Raw genomic sequence first — 24350 nt, 5'->3', positions numbered from 1 at the left:
CGCCGAGAAAGCCGCTGCCGAGCGCGCCGCACGCCAGGCCGCCGCGCAGGGCCGTCCACCGCCGCCCACCAAGGTTCCACCTGCGGTGGCGTCGGCACCGGCGCCGAAGGTCGGCGGCCTGGGGTGGCCGTTGTCCGGCAACCTGCTGGCCCGCTATGGCGGCAAGCTGCCCGATGGGCGCACCAGCAGCGGTGTGCTGATCGGCGCGCCAGCCGGCAGCACGGTCACGGCCGTGGCCGATGGCACCGTGGTGTTCTCCGACTGGATGACCGGCTACGGCATGATCCTGATCGTCGACCACGGCAACGGCTACATGAGCCTTTACGCGCATAACGACACCCTGCTGAAGGATGCTGGCGCGCGGGTCAGCCGCGGCGATGCGGTGGCCAAGGTCGGCAATTCCGGCGGCCAGGGCGTCACCGCGCTGTACTTCGAGCTGCGCCGTGGCGGGCAGCCGGTCAACCCGGACAGCTGGCTGCAGCGGCGCTGAATCCTGGCCCGCCGGATGCGGGCCGGATTCAACGGGAATTTAGCTGTGCTTCGCGCATAATCGGTGCATGTGCCTTGGGCACCATGCCACCGTCGACAGGAGTGATCCATGCGCGCAGCCCGTACCGCCACCCTCTTGCTGGCCCTGTTGCCAGCGCTGTCCTGGGCGCAGCAGACCGCGCCCGCCCCCAGCCCGGAGACCAGCGGGCAGGCAGCGAACAGCGAGGAGGCGGTGACCTCGAAGGTGCCGCTGGAGGAAATCCGCCGTTTCGTGGCCGTGTACAACGCGGTGCGCGCCGCCTATGTCGACCCGGTCGATGACAAGAAGCTGATGCAGTCAGCCGTGCGTGGCCTGCTGCTCGACCTTGATCCGCACAGCACCTACTTCAACAAGGAAGACGCGCAGGCCTTCGACGAGCAGGCCAACGGTGCCTACGAGGGCATCGGCGTGGAGCTGCAGCAGCAGCCGGACAATGCCAGCATGAAGGTGATCGCGCCGATCGACGACACGCCGGCAGCCAAGGCCGGCATCCTTGCCGGCGATTTGATCATCGCCATCGACGGCAAGCCGATCAGCGCGATCGATGCCAGCGAACCGCTGCGTGGCCCGGCCGGCAGCAAGGTGGTGCTGACCATCGTGCGTGATGGCAAGCCGAAGCCGTTCGATGTCAGCCTGACCCGCCAGACCATCCGCGTGACCAGCGTGCGCAGCCGCCTGCTCGAGCCGGGCTATGGCTATATCCGCCTGAGCACCTTCCAGGCCGATACCGGCTCGGATTTCCAGAAGCATGTGCAGCAGCTGCAGAAGCAGTCCGGTGGCCAGCTCAAGGGCCTGGTGCTGGATCTGCGCAGCAACCCGGGTGGCCTGCTGACGGCCGCCGTGCAGGTCGCCGACGATCTGCTCGACAAGGGCAACATCGTCAGCACCCGTGGCCGCATCAGCATCAGCGATGCCCGATTCGACGCGACCCCGGGCGACCTGCTGAAGGGCGCACCGGTGGTGGTGCTGGCCGATGCCGGTTCGGCCAGCGCCTCGGAAGTGCTGGCCGGCGCGCTGCGCGACAACAAGCGCGCCCGCGTGGTGGGCAGCCGCACCTTCGGCAAGGGCTCGGTGCAGACCGTGCTGCCGCTGGACAACGGCGATTCGGTGAAGCTGACCACCGCGCGCTACTACACGCCCAGCGGCAAGTCGATCCAGGCCACCGGCATCGTGCCGGATGTGGAGTTGAAGCCCGCCGCCACCCCGGCGGAGGATGCCCTGCCGGCCAGCCTGAGCGATTACAGCGAAGCCACCCTGCCAGGCCATCTGCGCGGCGACGACGAAGGCACCGAGGGCTACCACGCCGGTGCGGTGCTGCCGGGCGACGGCCCGATCAACGACGCGCTGGCCGAGCTGAAGAACCCCGGTTCGGTGGCCGCACGGTTGAAGGCCGAGGCCGCGAAGGCGGATGCCGCCAACGCCGCGAAGGCCGCTGCGGTGAAGCCCGAAGCCAAGCCGGAGCCGAAGGTCGAACCGAAGGCAGACAGCACGCCCGAAGCCAAGCCCGCACCGGTCCCGGCCAAGCCTTGATTCCTGGTCTACGAACGAGCGGGTGAGCGTGGAGCCGGCCAGCGGCCGGCACTACCTGGATCAGAAGCCGTGGCGCTTGCGCAGGCGGCGCGCGATCGCAGCCCGCACGTAGACCCCGTACACGACGCCGAACACGAAGCCACCGATGTGCGCCCACCAGGCCACCATGCCGAAGCTTGGGCCGATGTGGGCGAACACCACTTGCAGCGCCGCCCAGACGCCGATCAGCAGGTAGGCCGGGGCGCGCACGAACTCCAGGAACAGGCCGAGCGGGATCACCACGCCCAGTCGCGCGCCCGGGAACAGGGCCAGATACGCACCGATCAGGGCCGACACCGCGCCACTGGCGCCGATGATGATCTGGTCCGGGCTGCCCATGGTGTAGATCGCCACCAGGTTCGACACTGCGCCGCCGACCAGGAACAGCAGCAGCAGCCGCCACGGCCCCAGCACCCGCTCGGCGGGCAGGCCGAAGATCAACAGGAACACCAGGTTGCCCAGCAGGTGCGACCAGTCCGCGTGCAGGAACAGGGCGGTGAACAGCCGCAGCACGCTGCCGTCCTGCAGGGTCGCCCACCAGTCCAGCGGGTGGGTCAGACCTGTGGACAGCGCGCCCCAGTCCAGCCAGAGGCTGCCGCGGGCATCGTCCGGACGCGAGATCGACCACAGGAATGCCAGCCACAATGACGCGAACAGCACGGGCGTGGCCCAGCGCAGGGCCGCCTTCTTGCGGGACGGGAGCGAGACGAACATGCCAATAGCCTAGCGTGCGGCCACTTTCGGTGGGGACGGTCCTGTTCAGCTTTTGAGACGAAAAAACCGCCTGCGCTGTTATTGTTTCATTAACAGCTCTGGGTAATACTCGCATACGGCGTCGTATGTCGGGAGGGGAATCCGGCGCGCTCCGATGGGTCCCAGGACCCGGCGGGCGCAGGCGCACTCAGAGCACCATCACCGCTTACCGGAGAGAGAGAACTACGATGCAAACCGCTTCCACCATTGCCCGACTGACCCTGCTGGCCGTCGGCGTTGCCGGTGCGCTGGCCGCCGCCGATGCCAATGCTGCCGCCTTCCAGCTGAAGGAAAACAGCGCCAAGGGCCTGGGCCGCGCGTTCGCCGGCTCCACCTCGACCGAAGGTGACGCCTCGGTCATCGCCACCAACCCGGCCTCCATGCGCCTGCTCGACGGCACCCTGGTCCAGGGCGACGTCAGTGCCATCAGCTTCGGCGCCAAGTTCCGCGGCCAGGGCAAGTACGGCAACGGCGCGCCGATTTCCGGTGGCAACGGCGGCGACGCCGGCATGATCGCCCCGGTTCCGGCCGCGTACTTCCACGTGCCGTTCGGCGAGAACGACAACATGCACTTCGGTGCTTCGCTGACCGTGCCGTTCGGCTTCAAGACCGAATACGACCGCGACTGGGTCGGCCGCTACAACGGCGTCAAGACCGAGCTGCAGGCCATCGACCTGGGCGTGGCGTTCTCCTATGACGTCAACCCGTACCTGTCGTTCGGTGCTTCGGTGTTCGCTGAGCGCCTGAACGTCGACCTGACCAGCGCTGTCGATACCGGCACCGCGATCAACGCCACGGCCCAGCGCACCGCTGCGGCGCGTGTGCTGGCTGCCGGCGGCACTGCGGCCCAGGCGGCGGCGGCCTCGCAGGCCGCTGCACGCCAGGCCGCCCAGCTCGGCTTCTCGCCGGGCACCGCCGATGGCTACCTGCGCATCAAGGGCGACGAAGTGTCGGTCGGCTACACCCTGGGCATGACGGTCACCCCGGTGGAAGGCACCAACATCGCCTTCAGCTACCGCTCGAAGGTCGAGCACAAGATCACCGATGGCAAGGCCGACTTCACCATCCCGCAGAACGCTGCCGCCTTCCTGGCCACTGCTGCCCCGGGTACCTTCATCGACAGCAACGGCCGCGCCACCATCACCCTGCCGGCCAGCGCCACCGTGGGCTTCACCCACCGCGTGAACGACCAGTGGCAGATCATGGCCGAGGTCACGCGCACGGCGTGGAGCAAGTTCGACCAGGTCACCGTCGACTATGACTCCAACCAGCCGGACAGCGTGCTGCCGTTCCACTACCGCGACACCACCTTCGCGTCGATCGGTACCGATTTCCGCGTGAACGACAAGCTGACCCTGCGTGGCGGCCTGGCCTACGACCAGACCCCGACCACCGACGCCCACCGTGACGTGCGCGTGCCGGACACCACCCGCAAGTGGCTGTCGCTGGGCCTGACCTACGCCGCTTCGGACAAGATGGAATACAGCGTGGGTTACACCCACCTGTTCACCAAGGATCCGAACATCACCTCGACCTCGGCCACTGCCAACACCGTGACCGGCAAGTACAAGGTGAGCGGCGACGTGCTGGCGGCGTCGATGCAGTACAAGTTCTGATTCGGGCGATTGCCTGAAGCAGTACGAGGAGAGCCCCGCGCAAGCGGGGCTTTCTTTTTGCGGAGGGTATCCACGCATGGCATGGATCTGCTGGTCCGACGACGCAGGGCGCGGATCTACGCGACAATGGTGCGATGAACCTGTCCGACCCGAGCTTCCAGCTGGAGCTGGCCGCCAACATCGCCGTCGCCGGCTCGATCCTGCTGGCCGGCCGCAACAACGTGCACACTTGGTGGCTGGGCATCGTCGGCTGCGCATTGTTTGCTGCAGTGTTCGAGCGCTCGCACCTGTATGCAGACATGGTGCTGCAGTTCTTCTTCATCACCATCAGCGTGCTGGGCTGGTGGCAGTGGCTGCGTGGCGACCATGGCGCGCCGCTGCCGATCACTGCGCTGCGGCCGCGCGCCTGGGCCTGGCTGGCGCCGCTGGCGCTGGTGGCCACGTTCGGCTACGGCTGGATGTTGACCCGTCTGACCAACGCCTATGCGCCTTACATCGATTCGGCGGTGCTGGTGCTGAGCGTGATCGCGCAGATCCTGATGATGCGGCGCAAGCTGGAATCGTGGTGGGTGTGGCTGCTGGTGAACACCGTGGCGGTGCCGCTGTACTACAGCCGTGGCCTGCATCTGACCTCGATCCTGTACGTGGGCTTCTGGATCAACGCGCTGGTGGCACTGCGCCATTGGCGGCACCTGATGCGGGACGAGGCCAGGGCGGCCGATGCCGCTGCCTGAGCGTGTCGAGCGCGGCCTGGTGGTGGGCAAGTTCTGCCCGCTGCATCTCGGTCACGAACGCCTGATCGACTTCGCCGCCACGCGCTGCACGCAGCTGCTGGTGATCGGCTGGTCACAGCCAGGCTTTGCCGGCTACAGCGCTGCTCGCCGCGAACGCTGGTTGCGTGCGCGCTTCCCCCGGGCAACGGTGGCGGTGCTGGATGATGCGCGGCTGGCGGCCCTGTGTACCGAACATGGCGTGCCGCCACACGTGTTGCCGCACGACAGCAACAGCGAGCAAGTGCAGCGCATGTTCACCGCCTGGCTGTGCCAGCACCTGTTCGGTGGCCCGGTGCAGGCGGTATTCACCGGCGAGGACTACGGTGACGGCTTCGCGCAGGCGCTGGCCACGCACTTCGGTGCGCCGGTACGCCATGAGCGGCTCGAACGCGCATTGGACGCCGGGCAGGCGTGCGGCACCCAGCTGCGCGCCGATCCGCACGCGCACCGCCATGGTCTCGCACCGGAGGTGTACGCCGGATACGTGCAGCGCGTGGCCTTCATTGGTGGCGAGTCCAGTGGCAAGACCACGCTGGCGCGGGTGATGGCCGAGCGCCTGCAGACCACCTGGGTGCCGGAGTATGGCCGCACGCTCTGGGAGCAGCAGGGCGGCGACCTGATGCCGGACGATCTGCTTCGTATCGCAATGACCCAGCCGCAGCATGAAGAAGAGGTTGCGCGGCGGGCACATCGCTGGCTGTTCTGCGATAGCACGCCGCTGGTGACGCTGGGCTACAGCGGCTGGATGTCTGGTACGGCGCCGGAGGCACTGCGGCAGGCTGCATTGCGGCCATATGACCTGCTGTTCCTGTGCGCGCCGGATATTCCGTTCGACCAGGACGGCACACGGGTGGGGGAAGCATTCCGTGCGCAGCAGCATGCGTGGTACGTGCGCGAGCTGCAGGCGCGGGGCGTCGACCATGTGCTGCTGGAAGGCGATCTGGAGACGCGCATCGCGCGCGTACAGCGCGAGCTGGCTAAGCGTGCGGACAACCGGTTCAGTGTCGCCCTGCCTCTGTAGCGCCGAGCCCATGCTCGGCTGCGCCAGGAAAGCCGAGCGTGGGCTCGGCTCTACAGGAAGCAAAGCACAAGAAACCCCGCTTTCGCGGGGTTTTTCGTTCACTGCATGAGGCTGACGATCAGTCGCCCAGGGTCAGCAGCGAGGCGTTGCCGCCGGCGGCGGTGGTGTTCACCGTCACCGTCTTTTCGGTGGCAAAGCGCAGCAGGTAGTGCGGGCCGCCGGCCTTCGGGCCGGTGCCGGACAGGCCCTGGCCACCGAACGGCTGCACGCCGACCACTGCACCGATCTGGTTGCGGTTGACGTACACATTGCCGACGTGGACGCCGTTGCTGATGCGGTCAACGGTTTCGTCGATGCGCGAATGCACGCCCAGGGTCAGGCCGTAGCCAGTGGCGTTGATCTGGTCGATCACCGCGTCGAGCTGGTCGCCCTTCCAGCGGATCACGTGCAGGACCGGACCGAAGACTTCCTTGTGCAGCTGGCCCAGGTCCTTCAGTTCATACGCGCGCGGTGCGAAGAAGGTGCCGTTGGCGGCTTCAGCGGACAGCTCGGCGGCGGCGATCAGGCGCGCTTCGCGGTCCATGCGTTCGGCGTGTTCCTGCAGGATCTTCAGCGCGTCGGCGTCGATCACCGGGCCGACGTCGGTAGACAGCAGGCCCGGGTTGCCGACCTTCAGTTCCTTCATCGCGCCGGCCAGCATGGTCATCACCTTGTCGGCGATGTCGTCCTGCACGAACAGCACGCGCGCGGCCGAGCAACGCTGGCCGGCGGAGGTGAAGGCCGAACCGATCGCGTCCTTGACCAGCTGTTCCGGCAGTGCCGAGGAGTCGGCGATGAAGGCGTTCTGGCCACCGGTCTCGGCGATCAGCACGCCGATGGCGGCGTCACGCGCGGCCATCGCACGGTTGATCGCACGGGCGGTCTCGGTGGAGCCGGTGAAGGCCACGCCGGCCACGCGCGGGTCGGCGGTCAGCGCTGCACCCACGGTGGCGCCGTCGCCCGGCAGGAACTGCACCACCTCGGCCGGCACGCCGGCATCGTGCAGCAGCTTCACCGCGTAGTAGCCGATCAGGTTGGTCTGCTCGGCCGGCTTGGCGATGACGCTGTTGCCGGCGGCCAGTGCGGCGGCGACCTGGCCCAGGAAGATCGCCAGCGGGAAGTTCCACGGGCTGATGCAGACGAACACGCCGCGGCCGTGCAGCTGCAGCTCGTTGGATTCACCGGTCGGGCTGGGCAGCTTCTCGGCGTGGCTGAACTGCTCGCGCGCCTGCTTGGCGTAGTAGCGCAGGAAATCCACGGCTTCGCGCACTTCGGCGATGCTGTCGGGCAGGCTCTTGCCGGCTTCCTTCACGCACAGCGCCATGAACTCCGGCATGCGCGCTTCCAGCTGGTCAGCGGCGTGTTCGAGGATGGCGGCGCGGCTGGCGGCCGGGGTGCGGTCCCAGGCCGGTTGTGCGGCCACGGCGTTGGCCAGGGCCTTCTGCACGGTGGCGGCATCGGCGGCCAGCCACTGGCCGACCACTTCGCGGGTGTCGGCCGGGTTGGTCACCGGCAGCGCGGCGCCGGCCGGGTTGGCACCCGGTACCAGCGGCGAGGCCTGCCACGGCTTCACGGCGGCGTTGAGCTGCTCGGCCAGGGCGCGCAGTTCGTTGTCGTTGGCGAGGTTGGCGCCCATGGAGTTCTTCCTGTCGTGGTTCTGGCTGCGCAGCAGGTCAACCGGCAGCGGGATCTTGGGATGCGGAATCGATTCGAACGAGGCGACCATCTCGACCGGATCGCGGATCAGGTCGGCGATCGGCACGCGTTCGTCGGTGATGCGGTTGACGAAGCTGGAGTTGGCACCGTTTTCCAGCAGGCGGCGCACCAGGTACGGCAGCAGGTCTTCGTGCGAACCGACCGGGGCGTACACGCGACAGGGCAGGTTCAAGCGATCGGCCGGCACCACTTCGGCGTACAGGTCGTCGCCCATGCCGTGCAGCTTCTGGTGCTCGTACACGCCGCCGTTGGCGATGCTGCGCACGGCCGCGATGGTGTGCGCGTTGTGCGTGGCGAACATCGGGTAGATCGCGTCCGCATGGGTGAACAGCCGCTTGGCGCAGGCCAGGTAGGACACATCGGTGTTCTGCTTGCGGGTGAACACCGGGTAGCCCGGGTAGCCTTCGATCTGCGCGCGCTTGATCTCGGCATCCCAGTAGGCGCCCTTGACCAGGCGCACCTGCAGGCGGCGACCGGCACGGCGTGCCATGTCGGCCAGGTGGTCGATCGTGTACGGCGTGCGCTTCTGGTAGGCCTGCACGACCACGCCGAAGCCATCCCAGCCAGCCAGCGAGGCGTCGGAGAACACCTGCTCGATGATGTCCAGCGACAGTTCCAGGCGGTCGGACTCTTCGGCGTCGACGGTGCAGCCGATGCCGTAGCTCTTGGCCAGCTGTGCCAGTTCCAGCACGCCCGGCACCAGGTCCTTCAGCACGCGCTCGCGCTTGGCGTGCTCGTAGCGCGGGTACAGCGCCGACAGCTTGATCGAGATGCCCGGCGCGTTGTTGACGTCGCCGTCCGGACGGCCACCGCGGGCCTTGTGATCGCCGCCGATGGCGTGGATCGCACGACGGTAGTCTTCCAGGTAGCGCAGCGCGTCCTTCATGGTCAGCGCGCCTTCGCCGAGCATGTCGAACGAGTAGCGGTAGCTGGCGTTGTCGCCCTTGTGCGAGCGCGCCAGCGCTTCGCTGATGGTGCGGCCCATGACGAACTGGTGGCCCATGATCTTCATCGCCTGGCGCACGGCCAGGCGCACCACCGGCTCACCGACGCGGCCGACCAGGCGCTTGAATGCGCTGGGCGCATCGGCGCGCGTGGCGTCGTTCATCTGCACCAGCTTGCCGGTCAGCATCAGGCCCCAGGTGGAGGCATTGACCAGCACCGAGTCGCTGCCGCCCAGGTGCTTTTCCCAGTCGGCATCGGCCAGCTTGTCGCGGATCAGCTTGTCGGCGGTGTCCTGGTCCGGAATACGCAGCAGCGCTTCGGCCACGCACATCAGCAGCACGCCTTCCTCGCTGCCCAGGTCGTACTGGCGCATGAAGGCTTCGATCGCGCCCTGGTCCTTGGCACGCACGCGCACGCGGCCGACCAGGTCGGCGGCCAGCGCCTGCACCCTGGCCTGTTCCTCGGCGGGCAGGCGCGCCTGCGCCAGCAGCTCGCGGACGTGGCTGGCCTCGTCCTTCAACCAGGCATCGGTGATGGCCTGGCGGAACGGGTTGGGGGGCGCCGGCAGTTCCGGCGACAGCAGCGCGCCCGGACGCGGGGCGTCGTGGGCGGCAGGGGAGGAGGAAGGTGCGTTCATGCCGGTCCGGCCAGTGGAAAACTTGGCGATTTTAATCATTTTTGAGGCCTTCGGAAGTGCCACGCAGACACCTTCATGAAGGGCTGATAGCCGCTAACGGTGGTGGATTCGGCGTGTTCAGCAAACCCGGCGATGTTTGTGCTGAATTCGTCATCCGTGCCGCCGACCGCATGCTGTGTTGCAGCATCGGAAAAAGTGTGAATGCACCCTTGCTACCGGCGAGAGGGCGGGGCTACCATCGAGACGTTTCCCGCGGCAGGAACGCGGTTGCGACATGATCGAGGTGCTTCCAGCTCCGGATGGGTCAGGTACGCAGCTGCGGCTGCGTCCCCCACGGGCGCTCGATGCCCGGCAGTTCGTCCTGTTGTTCACCGTGTTGTCGGGTGCGATGTGGCTGGTGTCCGCCCTCGGGTGGTGGGCCGGCAATGCATTCGCCCCCCTGTTCGCGCTGCTGTACAGCCTGGTGCTGGCGGCGGCGCTGCGTGCCTTGTGGCGCAGCGGTGAACGACAGGAGGAGATCCGGGTAGTGCCGGCGTACGTGGAGGTCATTCCCGTACCCGGTGGATCGCCGGTGTTCCGGGCCCACCCGCATTGGGTGCGCCTGCTCACCGACGATGAGAGGGTCCGGCTGGCATCCAGCGGCCGGCAGGTGGAGGTGGGGAGTTTCCTCGCGCCGGCCGAACGTCAGACGCTCGCAGAGACACTTGAAAGCTTGCTCGCCGCCAGCGATGGCGGCAACCGACGACGCTAAGGGTCTAGGCAATGAAGCAAAGCAGCAGGTGGGGCACGAAGTGCGTGAACGCGGTTGCCGCAGTGCTGGCGACCGGGGGACTGATGCCGGCGTTGGCCTGGGCCCAGGCGGCCGATCCCAAGCCGTGGCAGCTGAACATGGGCAAGGGGGTGACCCAGACCTCGCGCCTGGCCTGGGAATCGAACAACCTTTCGTTGATCATCTGCACGGTGATCGGCGTCATCGTGTTCGGCGCGATGGCCTACGCCATCTTCAAGTTCCGCAAATCCAAGGGCGCGGTCGCCGCCACCTTCAGCCATAACACCAAGGCCGAGATCATCTGGACGGTGATCCCGGTGATCATCCTGATCGTGATGGCGTGGCCGGCCACGGCCAACCTGATCAAGATGTACGACACCCGCGATGCCGAGATGACGGTCAAGGTCACCGGCTACCAGTGGATGTGGAAGTACGAATACCTCGGGGAGAACGTCACCTTCACCAGCCGCCTGGACCGCGAATCCGACCGCGTGCGGCAAAGTGGCATCGTGCCGACCCGCGAAAGCCATCCGCACTACCTGCTGGACGTCGACAACCGGCTGGTGTTGCCGGTCGATACCAAGGTCCGCTTCGTCATCACTTCCGATGATGTGATCCACGCCTGGTGGGTGCCTGCGCTGGGCTGGAAGCAGGACGCGATCCCCGGTTTCATCAATGAAGCCTGGACCAGCATCGAGCAGCCCGGGGTGTATCGCGGCCAGTGCGCCGAGCTGTGCGGCAAGGACCACGGCTTCATGCCGATCGTGGTCGAGGCGGTGTCCAAGGAGGACTTCAAGCAGTGGCTGGCGCAGCGCAAGCCTGCACCGCCGGCCGAGCCCGCCCCCCCTGCGGCACCTGCAGAACCGGCTGCCCCTGCGGGCGAAGCACCGGCGGCACCTGCTGCTGCCGAAGCCGGCAATGCACCTGCGGTTGCGGCCAGCGGCGCGTGATGTAAAGCCCGCGGCCGCTCGCGGCCGTGGTGACAACCGATTCTGAGAGGTGTTTTGCAATGGCGCACTCGGCAGTTGGGCACGACGATCACCATCACCACCAGAGTTTCTTCGAGCGTTGGTTCTTCTCGACCAACCACAAGGACATCGGCACGCTGTACCTGGGTTTCAGCTTCATCATGTTCATCATCGGCGCGGCGATGAGCGTGGTGATCCGCGCCGAGCTGGCGCAGCCGGGCCTGCAGTTCGTCAAGCCCGAGTTCTTCAACCAGATGACGACCGTGCATGCGCTGGTGATGATCTTCGGCGGCGTGATGCCGGCGTTTGTCGGCCTTGCCAACTGGATGATCCCGCTGCAGATCGGTGCGCCGGACATGGCGCTGCCGCGCATGAACAACTGGTCGTTCTGGCTGCTGCCGGTGGCCTTCAGCCTGCTGCTGCTGACGCTGTTCCTGCCCGGTGGTGCACCGGCCGGTGGCTGGACGCTGTATCCGCCGCTGTCGCTGCAGGGCGGCTACAACGTGGCCTTCAGCGTGTTCGCCATCCACGTGGCCGGCATCAGTTCGATCATGGGTGCGATCAACATCATCGCCACCGTGCTCAACATGCGCGCGCCGGGCATCGACCTGCTGAAGATGCCGATCTTCTGCTGGGCGTGGCTGATCACCGCCTTCCTGCTGATCGCGGTGATGCCGGTGCTGGCCGGTGCGGTGACCATGCTGCTGACCGACAAGTTCTTCGGCACCAGCTTCTTCAATGCCGCCGGTGGCGGTGACCCGGTGATGTACCAGCACATCTTCTGGTTCTTCGGCCATCCCGAGGTCTACATCATGATCCTGCCCGCCTTCGGCGTGGTCAGCGAGATCATCCCGACCTTCAGCCGCAAGCCGCTGTTCGGCTACCAGGCGATGGTGTACGCCACCGCCGCGATCGCGTTCCTGTCGTTCATCGTCTGGGCCCACCACATGTTCACCGTGGGCATGCCGCTGGGCGGCGAGATCTACTTCATGTTCGCCACAATGCTGATCTCGATCCCGACCGGGGTGAAGGTGTTCAACTGGGTCAGCACCATGTGGCGGGGGTCGCTGACGTTCGAGGCGCCGATGCTGTGGTCGGTGGCCTTCGTCATCCTGTTCACCATCGGTGGCTTCTCCGGCCTGATGCTGGCCATCGTGGCGGCCGACTTCCAGTACCACGACACCTACTTCGTGGTTGCGCATTTCCACTACGTGCTGGTGACCGGCGCGGTGTTCGCGCTGATTGCAGCGGTGTACTACTGGTGGCCGAAGTGGACGGGGCGGATGTACAGCGAGAAGTGGGCCAAGGTGCACTTCTGGTGGTCGATCGTGTTCGTCAACCTGCTGTTCTTCCCGCAGCACTTCCTCGGCCTGGCCGGCATGCCGCGCCGCATTCCGGACTACAGCGTAGCGTTTGCCGACTGGAACCTGATCAGCTCGATCGGTGCGTTCGGCATGTTCGTCACGCCGTTCATGATGGCCGCGATCCTGCTGTCCTCGCTGCGCAATGGCGAGAAGGCCGAGGCCCGTAGCTGGGAAGGCGCGCGCGGGCTGGAGTGGACGCTGCCGTCGCCGGCACCGGCGCATACCTTCACCACGCCGCCGACCATCCGCCCGGGCGATCTGGCGCATGACGACATCACGCATTGAGGTGGGGCATGCATAACGAGAGCCCACTGCAGACCTGTAGAGCCGAGCCATGCTCGGCTGACGTGGAGCAGCCGAGCATGGCTCGGCTCTACAACAGCCCGGGCGACGCCCCGGAAAACGGCATCGAACAGCAACGCCAGCGTGCCCGGCGCACGGCGATGTGGGTCGGCGCCATCGCGGTGCTGGTCTACGTCGGCTTCATCCTCAGCGGGGTGATCGGCCGATGAGCGAGGCACCGGCCAGCACGCGGTCACCCAGTGCCGGGCTGCCGCGCCTGATCGGCGTGGCAGTGGCGGTGTTCCTGCTGACCTTCTCGCTGGTGCCGCTGTACCGCATTGCCTGCGAGAAGGTATTCGGCGTGCGCCTGGAACGCGGCCCGGGTGGTGAAGCCAGTACGGGTGCCGCAGCTGGCAAGCGCACCGTGCGGGTGGAGTTCGATGGCGGCGTCAATTCGCGCCTGCCGTGGTCGTTCCATCCCGAGCAGCTGACCATGGATGTGGTGCCCGGCGAACTCAACGAGGCGCTGTACTTCGCCCGCAACGACAGCCAGCAGGCGGTGGTCGGCAGTGCGGTGCCTTCGGTGGCGCCGGCGCGTGCCTCGGGCTTCTTCAGCAAGACCGAATGTTTCTGTTTCACCGCGCAGACGCTGCAGGCCGGCGAGAAGCGCGACATGCCGGTGCGTTTCATCGTCGATCCGGACCTGCCGCCGGAGATCAAGACGATCACCTTGTCCTACACCTTCTACCGCAACGACGCGCTGTCCGATCGGCTGGCCCCGGCCGCCACCTCGGACGGCGCGCACGCCGCACCCTGACCCGGATACCGACATGGCCCAGACACCAACCGACGCCAACGTGTACTTCGTCCCGGCCCAGAGCAAATGGCCCTTCGTGGGGTCCATCGCGATGATGGTGACCATGGTGGGCGTGGCCAGCTGGCTCAACGATGCCAGCTGGGGGCGCTGGACGTTCTACATCGGCATCGCGATGCTGGTGTTGACCCTGTTCTGGTGGTTCAGCGACGTGGTGCGCGAATCGCAGGCCGGCAACTACAACCACCAGGTCGATGGCTCGTTCCGGATGGGGATGATCTGGTTCATCTTCTCCGAGGTGATGTTCTTCGGCGCCTTCTTCGGCGCGCTGTTCTACACCCGCAACCTGGGCCTGTCGTGGCTCAGTGGCGAAGGCCGCGGGGTGATGACCAACGAGCTGCTCTGGCAGGGCTACTCCGCCGGATGGCCGACCAATGGCCCGGCGGCGATCGGTGGTGCCTTCCAGACCATCCCGGCGTGGGGCCTGCCGCTGATCAATACGCTGATCCTGCTCACCTCAGGCGTGACCCTGACCATCGCCCATCACGCGTTGAAGGCCGGCAACCGCCGCCAGTTGCTGATCTGGCTGGGCCTGACCGTGGTGCTCGGCCTCGGTTTCCTGACCCTGCAGGCGGAAGAGTACATCCACGCCTACAAGGAGCTGAACCTGACGCTGGGCTCGGGCATCTACGGTTCGACGTTCTTCATGCTGACCGGCTTCCACGGTGCGCACGTGCTGCTGGGCACGATCATGTTGATCGTGATGTGGCTGCGTTCGGCCAAGGGACACTTCACCCGCGACAACCATTTCGGTTTTGAAGCGGCCGCGTGGTACTGGCACTTCGTCGACGTGGTGTGGCTGATGCTGTTCCTGTTCGTCTACGTGCTTTGACCACGCACGCATCGGTGGCCTCAGCCGCCGACGCCGTGCGGCTTGATCCAGCCCATGTAGATGCTCACGATCACCAGTACGATCAACGCCACCGACACCGCGATGCGACGTGTCAGTGCGTTGACCGTGCGCTTGGTCTGCCCGCGGTCGACCAGCAGGTAATACAGGCCGGCGCCCAGGTTCCAGACGATGACGATCAGAAACGCGATTACCAGCAGGGTCTTCAGCGAATCACTCATGCGCGGCTCGAGGGCAGGGTGGATGTGCCTATCTGACCGCGTTTGCGCAGACTTGTCATGATGCGCCAGCACACGCGCGTGCTCGGATGGCTGCTGGCCGTGCTGGCAATGGCCGGTTTCACCGCATTGGGGCTGTGGCAGCTGCAGCGCATGCATGCCAAACAGTCAATGTTGGATGCGCAGGGGCCAGCGGTGGCACAGGCGCTGCCGCTGGCCCAGGCTCTGGCAGCCCCCGGTGCGTTGCACGGTGTGGCCGATCACGGTCGCTTCCTGCCTGGCGTGGTGCTGCTGGACAACCAGACCCGGCATGGCCGTGCCGGCGTAAAGATCTATCGCCCGTTCCGCAGTGACGAAGGCAGCGTGCTGCTGGTCGATCTTGGCTGGCGCGCGCTGCCGCCGGATCGCACGCTGCCCCAGGTGCCGCCGCCGCCCTCGCCGGTGGCGGTGCGCGGGCTGCTGGCACCGCCACCGGCGGCCGGATTGGCACTGGGTCCCGCATTCTCCGCCACCGGAGAAGCGGGCCGCTGGCTGGCCAGCCGTCTGCCCGCCGAAGGCCTGGCCCGCGCGCTGGGACTGCGAGCGCTGCCAGAGCGGGTGCTGCGACTGGACCCGGCGCTGCCCTTCGGCGACGAGCGTGACATGGACCTGCTGCCAAATACGCTGCCACCGCAGCGACACCTGGGCTACGCCGTGCAGTGGTTCGGCCTGGCCCTGACCGTGCTGGTGGTGGCGCTGGTGCTGGAGCGGCGCAGGAGACGGCCCATCGCCGGGTAGTGCCGGCCGCTGGCGGGCACGCACTCGGATTCCTGGATGCCGGCCAGCGGCCGGCACTACCGGCATCGTTTACCCAACCATGAGAAAATGCCCCACATGAACACTGCTACGTCCCCGCAGGCGCGCGGCTCCGGCCGCCGGACCCTGGTGCTGCTGTTTGCCGTGTTCTTCGGGGCGATGGCGCTGGCCGCGGTATTGCGCTTCTCCGGCTGGCAGCCCACCGGCCACCGCAATGCGGGACAGCTGCTGAAGCCGCCGGTCGATCTGCGCCAGCAGACGCCGACCCTGGCCAGCGGCCAGCCCTATCCCTGGAACCCCGAGGCCCGCACCTGGCGCCTGCTGGTGGCACCGGCCGGTGCCTGCGACGCGCAGTGCGTCACTTTGTCGCAGGGACTGGGCAAGGTGTGGCAGCTGTTCGGCCATAACGCCGATAATGTCGAGATCCTGTGGCTGGGTACGCCACCGGCGTCGATCGCCTCGCTGCCCGCGCTGCGGCCGCTGGCTCCGTCGCCAGCCCTGCGCGCGGCGTTGCCGGGCGTCGATGATCCGGCGGGACTGCCGGTCTACGTGATCGATCCGAACGGCTTCGTGATCATGCGCCATGCCCCGGGTTCCGACCTGGGTGGCCTGCGCAAGGACATGGCCACGTTGCTGAAACTGAAGTGAGTCCCGTTTGATGAGCCTTTCCGCGCGTCCGGCGCTGCACCGCAATTTCCACCGCCTGGCGTGGTTCGCCATGATCATGACCGCGAGCACGATCATGTTCGGCGCGTTCGTACGCCTGTCCGATGCCGGCCTGAGCTGTCCGGACTGGCCGACCTGCTATGGCCAGGCCACCTGGCCGCAGCACGTGGAAGAGACCATCGGCCACCCGGCGGCGGAGATCCGCCCGCTGGAGACCCACAAGGCCTGGCGTGAGCAGGTGCACCGCTTCCTGGCCGGCGCGCTGGGCATCGAGATCCTGACCCTGGCCCTGCTGGCCACGCGCAAGCGCCGCTTTGGAACCACGGCAGTGGTGACCGCCTGCGTGCTGGTGGCCGCTGGCATACCGCTGTACATGATGGGCTGGCATGGCACCGCCAGCGCATTGGCTCTGGTCGGCGAGGCGATCCTGCTGATCGCCGCGCTGCGCTGGAGCAACATCGACCTGGCACGCGCTGCACTGCTGACCCTGGCGGTGGTGATCTTCCAGGCCCTGCTGGGCATGTGGACGGTGACCCTGCTGCTCAAACCCATCGTGGTGATGGGCCATCTGCTGGGCGGCATGCTGATGTTCGCGCTGCTGGCCTGGATGGCCTGGCGTGCGACGCACATGCCGATCACTCTGGCCGAGGCACCGAAGCTGAAGTGGCTGCTGCGCATCGGCCTGGCGGTGCTGGTCACCCAGATCGCACTGGGCGGCTGGGTCAGTGCCAACTACGCGGCGCTGGCCTGCGGCGGCGGCAGTGCATCGCTGGACAACTTCCCGCGCTGTGCCAACCAGTGGTGGCCGCAGCACAACTTCGTCGAAGGCTTCACCCTGTGGCGTGGCATCGGCGTGGACTACGAAGGCGGCGTGCTGGATGGCGCCTCGCGTATCGCCATCCAGATGGCGCACCGCCTGTTCGCGGCGGTGGTGGCCATCTACCTGCTGTGGCTGGGCGTGCGCCTGTTCCGGTTGCCGAGCATGCGCGGCTGGGCCAGCGCGCTGATCGCGCTGCTGGTGCTGCAGGTCACCCTCGGCATCCTCAATGTGAAGCTGGCGCTGCCACTGGAAGTGGCCGTGGCCCACAACGGCGTGGCCGTTGCCCTGTTGTTCGTGCTGGTCAGCCTGCTGGCCCGCCTGCGCGCCCCGGACTGATTCCATGTTTTCCAACTACCGCCAGTACTGGGACCTGACCAAGCCCAAGGTTGTCGCCCTCATTGTCTTCACTGCCCTGGTCGGCATGGTCCTGGCTGTCCCGGGCGTGCCCAGCTGGGAGCAGGTGCGCGCCGGCCTGCTCGGCTTCCTCGGCATCTGGCTGGCCGCTTCGGCGGCCGCTGCGATCAACCAGTTGCTGGATGCGCACATCGATGCGCAGATGGCACGCACGTCGTGGCGCCCGCTGGTGGTCGGCAAGGTCAAGCCATGGCAGGTGCTGGTGTTCGCCGGCGTGCTGATCGTGCTGTCGATGACCATCCTGGTGCTGTGGGTGAACCTGATCACTGCGGTGCTGACCTTCGCCTCGCTGATCGGCTACGCGGTGATCTACACCGTGTACCTGAAGCGTGCGACCTCGCAGAACATCGTCATCGGTGGCCTGGCCGGCGCGATGCCGCCGATGCTGGGCTGGGCTGCGGTGACCGGCATGCAGGGCTCGTCGGACTGGGCATACTCGTCGCTGCTGGTGCTGATCATCTTCATCTGGACGCCACCGCATTTCTGGGCGCTGGCGATCTTCCGCCGCGAGGACTATGCCAAGGCGGAGATCCCGATGCTGCCGGTGACCCACGGCGTGGCGCACACCCGCAAGCAGATCATGGTGTATTCGGTGGTGCTGGCGCTGGTCTGCCTGTTGCCCTACCTGGTGGGCATGAGCGGTGCGTTCTACCTGGGCGGCGCGATCGTGCTCAATGCCGTGTTCCTCTGGTACGCCTGGCGCATGCTCGACCCACCGGATGAGCTGTTCTCGATGAAGATGTTCTATTACTCCATCGTCTACCTGATGGCGCTGTTCGCCTTCCTGCTGGTCGACCACTGGATCCTGCCCTGGTTGTGAAGCACCACCTGTAGAGCCGAGCCCATGCTCGGCTGAGGGGGGATTGGAAGAGCAGCCGAGCGTGGGCTCGGCTCTGCACTTGATCTCTTCCAGCGGCGTCGCCATTGCTGTTCCTGACCCCAAGGAATGGAGCGAGCAGGGATGCATACGATCTTCCGTTGGACCACCGCGCTGATGCTGGCGCTGGGCATGGCCGTGACCGCGCATGCCGACGACACCGCCGCGCAGATCCGCCAGCACGCCGGTGATCACCGCCTGCTGGTGCTGGGCGAATTCCATGGAACCCGCGAGACGCCGCTGCTGGTGCGGCAGCTGGTGGATGACTACAGCCGCACCGGGCCGGTCCTGCTGGCGCTGGAACTGCCACGCGGGGAAACCTCCACGCTGCGCGATTACCTGGCTTCCGATGGCGGGGAGAAGGCACGCCAGCATCTGCGCGGGCGTGCGTTCTGGACCGTGCGCGATGACCAGCATGATGGCCGTCGCAGCCGCGACATGCTGGCAATGATCGAAAGCCTACGCGTGCTGAAGTCGCAGGGACGTGTGATCGACGTCGTTGGCTATGACGTCAACGCCAGCAAAGGCGGCAACCAGGTACGCGGTGACCTCATGGCAGCCGAGTTGCGGCGGCTCTATCGAGGCCTACCGGCCAATACGCGCATGCTGGTGCTGACTGGTAACGTGCACGCGATGCTGCAAAGGCCGCAAGGTATGCCGCCAGAAATGCAGATGCATCCGATGGCGTCGCAGCTGCGGGACCTGGATATCTACAGCGTACGGTTGGGCGCGCAACGTGGTCAGACGTGGGGATGCGCGGGCGGTTGCATGGCGCGGCCACTTCGAGAGCAGGTTGCCACGGGGCCGCGGGTCGCTGCCGGTGCGGAACGGCCGTACGACCTATGGGTATGGATGCCGGAATTGAGCGTCGGGACGCTGGTGGATCCGTAGCGTCAGGCAAACCATCCACGCATGGCGTGGATCTACTCCGGATCACAGGTGTTGGCCGAGCGCGGGCTCGGCTCTACAGTAGATCCACGCCATGCGTGGATGTCCTCCCGTCGGGTCAGGGCGCGCGCTTCGCGTACCGCTGCGCGATCACGCCGCAGACGATGAGCTGGATCTGGTGGTAGATCATCACCGGCAGCACGATGGCGCCGAGGCTGCCGCCGGCGAACAGCACCTTGGCGATCGGCACGCCGGTGGCCAGGCTCTTCTTCGAGCCGCAGAACACGATGGCGATCTCGTCCTCGCGGTTGAAACGCAGGCGGCGGGCGATGAAGGTGATCAGCGGCATGGCGATGCCGAGCAGCACGGCGGCCACCACTGCTACGGCCAGCAACGAGAGCAGCGGCGTCTTGCTCCACAGTCCTTCGGTCACCGCCTCGCCGAACGCCGAATACACCACCAGCAGGATCGTGCCCTGGTCGGTGTAACGCAGCAGCGCGCGCTGCTTTTCCACCCAGCCGGCAATCCACGGCCGCAGCAGGTGGCCGGCCACGAACGGCACCAGCAGCTGCAGCATGATGCCGCCGATCGCATGCAGCGGGTCGTGCACGCCGCCGGAGGTGCCCGCCAGCGCGGTCAGCAGCAGCGGGGTCAGGAATACGCCGAGAATGCTCGACAACGAGGCACTGCACACCGCTGCGGGCACGTTGCCATGCGCCATCGAGGTGAACGCGATGGACGACTGCACGGTGGAGGGCAGGGTGCACAGGAACAGCACGCCCAGGTACAGCTCCGGGGTCAGCAGCCAGCCCGATAGCGGCTTGAACATCAGCCCGAGCAGCGGGAACAGGAGGAAGGTGCAGGCGAGGATGGTCAGGTGCAGCCGCCAGTGCAGCATGCCGCCAATGATCGACTCACGTGGCAGGCGCGCGCCATGCAGGAAGAACAGTGCAGCGATGGCGACGGTGGTGACATCGTCCAGGACGATGGCGGCGGCGCCCTTCATCGGCAGCAGGGAGGCCAGGCCGACGGTGCACAGCAGGGCGAGGGTGAAGTTGTCCGGTCGCAGGCGCGACCACCAGCGGGTCATGGTGGGCAGAGTCCTTGGTGCGGAGGGTTCAGGGTGAGGTGACCGGCGTGGCCAGGCGTTGGCGGGTGGCGGCTTCCAGCGAGGTCAGGCCAGCACGCTGGCCCAGCTGAAGGGCCTGTTCGGGGCTGGCATGTTCGTAGCGTGCGTTGACCAGGCCGAGCACGGCGCCGGCGCGGTTGCCGGACGCACAGTGCAGCAGCACAGGCCCCTGGCTCTGCCGCAGGGCCTGGTGCACGGCGCGCACGTTGGCGGCATCGAGCCCCTCGGCACCGGCCACCGGAATGCGCACGTAGCGCAGGCCCAATGATTCGGCAACGCGCGTTTCGTCGAACCCCCGGTCCTCGCCGGGCTGGCGCAGGTCGATCACGGTGCGCACGCCCTGCGCGGCAAGTTCGCCCAGTTGTGCGGCGGAGGGCTGGCCGCCGGCATACAGGCCCGGCCGGACTTCCCTGAGCGGGCCATCTGCGGCCAGGGCCGCCAGTGGCAGGCAGAGCGACAACAACAGCAGGCAGGTCAGGCGCAGCAGCATGGTCCTCTCCGTGAAAACGTTCTGCCGCTACAGGCGCAGCCCGGCGCGGGCCTTCAGCAGCTCGCGCAGTTCGTATTTGTCAGTATCATCCAGGCCCTGCTGGCGCTGCTTTGCCAACAACTCCTCCAGACGTTGCACCAGCAGCTGTTTCTCCAGCTGTGCCACCGCGTCGTGCAGTTCCTGGGTCCAGCTGGCCTCGGTGCCAGGCAGAGTCTGTGCCGCCAGGGTGTGCAGCGACGCCTGTTCCTCGCGGCCGTCGAAGTGTTCCAGCAGGGCGCCGGTGCTGATGTCCGGGCGCTGTTCGACCAGCCCCAGCAGTTCCAGCAGCAGCTCCACGCCCGGCAGTCGCAGGCCCTGGAAGTGATGCTTTCCGCCCAGGGTCAGCGCCAGCGACGGCTGCTGCAGCAGCACGGCGATCGCGCCGCGCACCAGGCTGCGCTTGGCCACCGGCTGGATTGTCCGCTGTGGCTGGCGTTGCGGCATCGGCGCGCGCGTGGCCTGGGCAGTGCCGCCCAGGCCGGTCAGCTGCGCCAGCTGCTGCTTCATCAGGTCGCCGAAGGCACCGTCGGGAATCTGCGCCAGCATCGGCTTTGCGCGTTCGGCCAGGCGTGCCTTGCCGTCCAGCGTGCCCAGGTTGATCTCGCGGGTCAGTTCATCGAAGAAAAACTGCGACAGCGGCGTGGCCTGCTTCAGGCGCTCGTTGAAGGCCTCGGCGCCTTCCTTGCGCACGATGCTGTCCGGGTCCTCGCCATCGGGCAGGAACAGGAAGAACGCCTGGCGGCCGTCCTTCATGCGCGGCAGCACCGACTCCAGGGCCTTCCAGCCGGCTCGGCGGCCGGCGGCATCGCCGTCGAAGCAGAAGAACACGTCCGGCGCGTTGCGGAACAGCAGCTCGGCATGGTCCGGCGTGGTCGCCGTGCCCAGCGTCGCCACCGCCTGGGTGACCCCGAACTGGAACAGCGAGACCACGTCCATGTAGCCTTCGACCACGATCAACCGCTCGATCTTCTGGTTGGCCTGGCGCACCTGCCACAGGCCGTACAGTTCGCGGCCCTTGTGGAACAGCGCGGTCTCGGGCGAGTTGAGGTACTTGGGGCCGTCGTCCTTCTCGAACACGCGGCCACCGAAGGCGATCACCCGGCCACGGCGGTCGAAGATCGGGAACATCACCCGGTCGCGGAACTTGTCGTAGACGTGGCCGCGATCGTTCTTGGAGAACAGGCCGGCGCGGTCGAGCAGCTTCATGCGGCGCTCGTCCTTGCCCAGCGCATCGCGCAGGCCGCTGTAGCCATCCGGTGCGTAGCCGATCTGGAAGCGCGCGCGGTTCGCTTCGTCCACGCCACGGCTTTCCAGATACGCGCGTGCCTTCTCGCTGCCTTCCAGATTCTTCTGGAAGAACCTGGTGGCGGCGTCCAGCGCCGAGTACAGCTCGCGGCTGTCGTCCTGCTGCTGGGGGCTGCGCGGGTTTTCGTTGCGCGGCACGTCCATGCCGGCACGCTTGGCCAGTTCATCCACCGCGTCGAGGAACTCGAGGCGGTCGTAGCTCATCAGGAAGCTGATCGCGGTGCCGTGCGCGCCGCAGCCGAAGCAGTGATAGAACTGCTTGGTGGGCGAGACCGTGAACGAGGCCGAGCGCTCGTCATGGAACGGGCAGCGTGCGGCGTATTCCTTGCCCTGGCGCTTCAACGGCACGCGGCTGCCCACCACCTCGACGATGTCGGTGCGGGCCAGCAGGTCGTCGATGAAAGCGTCGGGGATACGGGCCATGGGCAACAGGGCAGGGCGCGGTACAGGACCACGCGACGGAACCGGGGGCGGTTGCCCTAGTTTACCCCCTGTCGGGCACCTGGCTGGCGGTGGCCGGATCGATGCCGGCGGCGGCCAGGTGATGGCGCGCGCGCAGGCGCTCATCGATCACCGCGGTCATCAGCGCGCCAACGAAGAAGACCACGGTCGCGTAATAGATCCAGACCAGTGAGATCACCAGCGCGCCCATCGAGCCGTAGGCACTGCCGGGGGCCACGGTGGCGATGTAGACGCCGATGCCGTAGCGGCCCAGTGCGAACAGTGCCGAGGTGATGACGCCGCCGATGAAGGCCTGGCGCCATGCCACGCGGCGGTCGGGCAGGTAGTGGTACATGAAGGCGAACCCCACCGCGTACAGCAGCAGGCTGGTGACGTAGCCCAGCGCGGGGAGGATCGAGGGCAGTTGCGCGAAGGCCACCTGCAGTACCGTGGTGGCAGTCATCGACAGGATCAGCAGGAAGCCCAGGGCCAGCACCACGCCGAACGAGAACACACGCTTGCGCAGCCAGGCCTTGATGCCCTCCAGGCGCTCGCCACTGGTGCGGAAGATCAGGTTGAGCGCGTTCTGCAGCTGCGCGAACACGGCGGTGGCGCCGACGAACAGCAGCAGCGTGCTCCACAGCCCCGCCAACGAGCCGACGTCGGGCTGGTTGTCGGCGTTCTTCAGGACGGTTTCGGCCACCGTAGCCGCGCTGCTGCCAGCCACCGAGCTGATCTGGTCGATCAGCGCCTGCTGTGCCGGCGGGTACAGCGAAGCGGTCAACCACAGCAGCAGCACCAGCAGCGGGGCCATCGACAGCAGGGCGTAGAAGGAAACGGAGGCGGCCTGGGTCAGCACGTCGACGTCGATGAAGCGCTTGGCCACCGCCATCGGAAAACTGTCCTGCAGACGCTTGAGGTACTTGTGCAGGGACACGGGAACGTTGGGCTCGGGTTCAACCATGGGTGTGGTTGTAGCAGGCGAGCGACGAAGGTGCGGTGAAGCGGGTGCATCAATGGGGTCAGAGCCCTTTCGCGTTGCGAAAGGGATCCGACTCCGTGTACCGGATTACGCCAGCTGCTGCTTGACCAGCTTGGACACCAGCCCCATGTCGGCCTGGCCAGCGAGCTTGGGCTTCAGTGCGCCCATCAGCTTGCCCATGTCGGCCGGGCCGGAGGCGCCGGTCTCGGCGATGGCGGCCTGGATGGCGGCCACGATCTCGGCTTCGCCCATCTTGGCCGGCAGATAGGCTTCGATGACCACGATCTCGGCGCGCTCGATCTCGGCCAGGTCTTCGCGGTTGGCCGCTTCGTACTGGCTGACCGAGTCCTTGCGCTGCTTGACCATCTTGTCGAGCACGGCGATCACGGCGGTGTCATCCAGCTCGATGCGCTCGTCCACTTCGCGCTGCTTGATGGCGGCATTGATCAGGCGGATCACGCCCAGCTTGTGCTTCTCGCCCGCCTTCATGGCGGCCTTCATGTCTTCGGTGAGCTGCTGCTTCATGCTCATGAGGAACCTCGTGGTGGTAGGTGGGGCGGGGCGGATGCCCGAACCCGGAA

General features: G+C 66.9%; 24 protein-coding genes. 16 read left to right on the top strand and 8 right to left on the bottom strand.

Translation table 11 applies throughout. The features are described from left to right. Both HMPREF3114_RS10135 and HMPREF3114_RS10130 read left to right on the top strand, forming a co-directional pair. Nucleotides 1–490 (top strand): murein hydrolase activator EnvC family protein (locus HMPREF3114_RS10135; protein ID WP_147628981.1); only part of this gene is annotated, 490 nt, incomplete at its 5' end. Nucleotides 491–598: 108 nt separating this feature from the next. Continuing rightward, a complete protein-coding gene (locus tag HMPREF3114_RS10130; protein ID WP_053498728.1) occupies nt 599–2059 on the top strand; it encodes a S41 family peptidase in 1461 nt (486 codons plus the stop codon). Nucleotides 2060–2119: 60 nt separating this feature from the next. On the opposite strand, the gene HMPREF3114_RS10125 is transcribed toward HMPREF3114_RS10130, so the two are convergent. Next, the gene (locus HMPREF3114_RS10125) at nt 2120–2812 is read right to left on the bottom strand and encodes a rhomboid family intramembrane serine protease (RefSeq protein WP_053498727.1); all 693 of its coding nucleotides are present in this window, start codon (nt 2810–2812) and stop codon (nt 2120–2122) included. A 227-nt stretch (nt 2813–3039) separates the two neighbouring features. Here HMPREF3114_RS10125 and HMPREF3114_RS10120 point away from each other — a divergent pair, with 227 nt between their 5' ends. From HMPREF3114_RS10120 to HMPREF3114_RS10110, 3 genes are all read left to right on the top strand, one after another. Then, nucleotides 3040–4467 carry an outer membrane protein transport protein gene (locus tag HMPREF3114_RS10120; RefSeq protein ID WP_053498726.1) on the top strand — a complete coding sequence of 476 codons (1428 nt, stop codon included), beginning with the start codon at nt 3040–3042 and terminating at the stop codon, nt 4465–4467. A 134-nt stretch (nt 4468–4601) separates the two neighbouring features. Further along, entirely contained in the window at nt 4602–5201 is a 600-nt protein-coding gene (pnuC, locus tag HMPREF3114_RS10115; protein WP_053498725.1) for a nicotinamide riboside transporter PnuC, read from the top strand. Next, entirely contained in the window at nt 5188–6261 is a 1074-nt protein-coding gene (locus tag HMPREF3114_RS10110; protein WP_053498724.1) for an AAA family ATPase, read from the top strand. Before pnuC ends, HMPREF3114_RS10110 begins: the two co-directional genes overlap by 14 nt. A gap of 118 nt (nt 6262–6379) precedes the next feature. On the opposite strand, the gene putA is transcribed toward HMPREF3114_RS10110, so the two are convergent. After that, the gene (putA, locus tag HMPREF3114_RS10105) at nt 6380–9598 is read right to left on the bottom strand and encodes a bifunctional proline dehydrogenase/L-glutamate gamma-semialdehyde dehydrogenase PutA (protein ID WP_053498723.1); all 3219 of its coding nucleotides are present in this window, start codon (nt 9596–9598) and stop codon (nt 6380–6382) included. A 274-nt stretch (nt 9599–9872) separates the two neighbouring features. Here putA and HMPREF3114_RS10100 point away from each other — a divergent pair, with 274 nt between their 5' ends. Genes HMPREF3114_RS10100 through HMPREF3114_RS10075 form a run of 6 tightly spaced genes read left to right on the top strand, consistent with a single transcriptional unit; the run spans nt 9873 to nt 14687 of the window. Further along, on the top strand, nt 9873–10349 hold the full coding sequence (locus HMPREF3114_RS10100) for a DUF2244 domain-containing protein (protein ID WP_021202927.1): 477 nt from the start codon (nt 9873–9875) through the stop codon (nt 10347–10349). Between the two features lie 11 nt (nt 10350–10360). Then, nucleotides 10361–11317, top strand: a complete 957-nt coding sequence (gene coxB, locus HMPREF3114_RS10095) for a cytochrome c oxidase subunit II (RefSeq protein ID WP_053498721.1) — start codon at nt 10361–10363, stop codon at nt 11315–11317. Nucleotides 11318–11376: 59 nt separating this feature from the next. Next, a complete protein-coding gene (gene ctaD, locus HMPREF3114_RS10090) occupies nt 11377–12984 on the top strand; it encodes a cytochrome c oxidase subunit I (protein WP_005407790.1) in 1608 nt (535 codons plus the stop codon). Between the two features lie 8 nt (nt 12985–12992). Then, a complete protein-coding gene (locus HMPREF3114_RS10085) occupies nt 12993–13211 on the top strand; it encodes a hypothetical protein (protein ID WP_053498719.1) in 219 nt (72 codons plus the stop codon). Then, the gene (locus tag HMPREF3114_RS10080) at nt 13208–13798 is read left to right on the top strand and encodes a cytochrome c oxidase assembly protein (protein WP_053498717.1); all 591 of its coding nucleotides are present in this window, start codon (nt 13208–13210) and stop codon (nt 13796–13798) included. Before HMPREF3114_RS10085 ends, HMPREF3114_RS10080 begins: the two co-directional genes overlap by 4 nt. A 13-nt stretch (nt 13799–13811) precedes the next feature. After that, nucleotides 13812–14687 (top strand): cytochrome c oxidase subunit 3, encoded by an 876-nt coding sequence (locus HMPREF3114_RS10075; RefSeq protein WP_005407793.1) that lies wholly within the window; start codon nt 13812–13814, stop codon nt 14685–14687. Between the two features lie 20 nt (nt 14688–14707). On the opposite strand, the gene HMPREF3114_RS10070 is transcribed toward HMPREF3114_RS10075, so the two are convergent. Further along, nucleotides 14708–14926, bottom strand: coding sequence for a twin transmembrane helix small protein (locus HMPREF3114_RS10070; protein WP_049416782.1), 219 nt, complete (start codon nt 14924–14926; stop codon nt 14708–14710). A gap of 57 nt (nt 14927–14983) precedes the next feature. On the opposite strand from HMPREF3114_RS10070, the gene HMPREF3114_RS10065 reads away from it, so the two are divergent. The 5 genes from HMPREF3114_RS10065 (at nt 14984) to HMPREF3114_RS10045 (ending at nt 19386) form a co-directional block, all read left to right on the top strand. Next, on the top strand, nt 14984–15700 hold the full coding sequence (locus HMPREF3114_RS10065) for an SURF1 family protein (protein ID WP_070489704.1): 717 nt from the start codon (nt 14984–14986) through the stop codon (nt 15698–15700). Nucleotides 15701–15796: 96 nt separating this feature from the next. Then, nucleotides 15797–16366: a hypothetical protein gene (locus tag HMPREF3114_RS10060; protein ID WP_005415005.1), complete on the top strand. Its 570-nt coding sequence runs from the start codon at nt 15797–15799 to the stop codon at nt 16364–16366. A 10-nt stretch (nt 16367–16376) separates the two neighbouring features. Further along, nucleotides 16377–17540 (top strand): COX15/CtaA family protein, encoded by a 1164-nt coding sequence (locus HMPREF3114_RS10055; RefSeq protein ID WP_065179434.1) that lies wholly within the window; start codon nt 16377–16379, stop codon nt 17538–17540. Nucleotides 17541–17544: 4 nt separating this feature from the next. After that, nucleotides 17545–18438 carry a heme o synthase gene (cyoE, locus tag HMPREF3114_RS10050; RefSeq protein ID WP_053498710.1) on the top strand — a complete coding sequence of 298 codons (894 nt, stop codon included), beginning with the start codon at nt 17545–17547 and terminating at the stop codon, nt 18436–18438. 141 nt (nt 18439–18579) lie between these two features. After that, nucleotides 18580–19386 (top strand): calcium-binding protein, encoded by an 807-nt coding sequence (locus HMPREF3114_RS10045; protein ID WP_070489702.1) that lies wholly within the window; start codon nt 18580–18582, stop codon nt 19384–19386. A gap of 115 nt (nt 19387–19501) precedes the next feature. Here HMPREF3114_RS10045 and HMPREF3114_RS10040 read toward each other — a convergent pair whose 3' ends face one another. The 5 genes from HMPREF3114_RS10040 to HMPREF3114_RS10020 form a co-directional block, all read right to left on the bottom strand. After that, complete coding sequence (locus tag HMPREF3114_RS10040) at nt 19502–20473, bottom strand: bile acid:sodium symporter family protein (protein WP_065179432.1); 972 nt, start codon at nt 20471–20473, stop codon at nt 19502–19504. A 28-nt stretch (nt 20474–20501) separates the two neighbouring features. After that, a complete protein-coding gene (locus HMPREF3114_RS10035; RefSeq protein WP_053498704.1) occupies nt 20502–21002 on the bottom strand; it encodes a protein tyrosine phosphatase family protein in 501 nt (166 codons plus the stop codon). A 27-nt stretch (nt 21003–21029) separates the two neighbouring features. After that, nucleotides 21030–22769 carry a DNA primase gene (gene dnaG, locus HMPREF3114_RS10030; protein WP_070489700.1) on the bottom strand — a complete coding sequence of 580 codons (1740 nt, stop codon included), beginning with the start codon at nt 22767–22769 and terminating at the stop codon, nt 21030–21032. Nucleotides 22770–22830: 61 nt separating this feature from the next. Further along, nucleotides 22831–23751, bottom strand: coding sequence for a YihY/virulence factor BrkB family protein (locus HMPREF3114_RS10025; protein WP_005415012.1), 921 nt, complete (start codon nt 23749–23751; stop codon nt 22831–22833). Nucleotides 23752–23856: 105 nt separating this feature from the next. Continuing rightward, the gene (locus HMPREF3114_RS10020; protein WP_005415013.1) at nt 23857–24300 is read right to left on the bottom strand and encodes a GatB/YqeY domain-containing protein; all 444 of its coding nucleotides are present in this window, start codon (nt 24298–24300) and stop codon (nt 23857–23859) included. Between the last annotated feature and the right edge of the window lie 50 nt (nt 24301–24350).

It is taken from the genome of Stenotrophomonas sp. HMSC10F07 (genome assembly GCF_001807895.1).
Lineage (GTDB): Bacteria > Pseudomonadota > Gammaproteobacteria > Xanthomonadales > Xanthomonadaceae > Stenotrophomonas > Stenotrophomonas sepilia.
The sequence above is the reverse complement of the archived record's forward strand: the minus strand, read 5'-3'. Positions and strand labels throughout refer to the sequence as shown.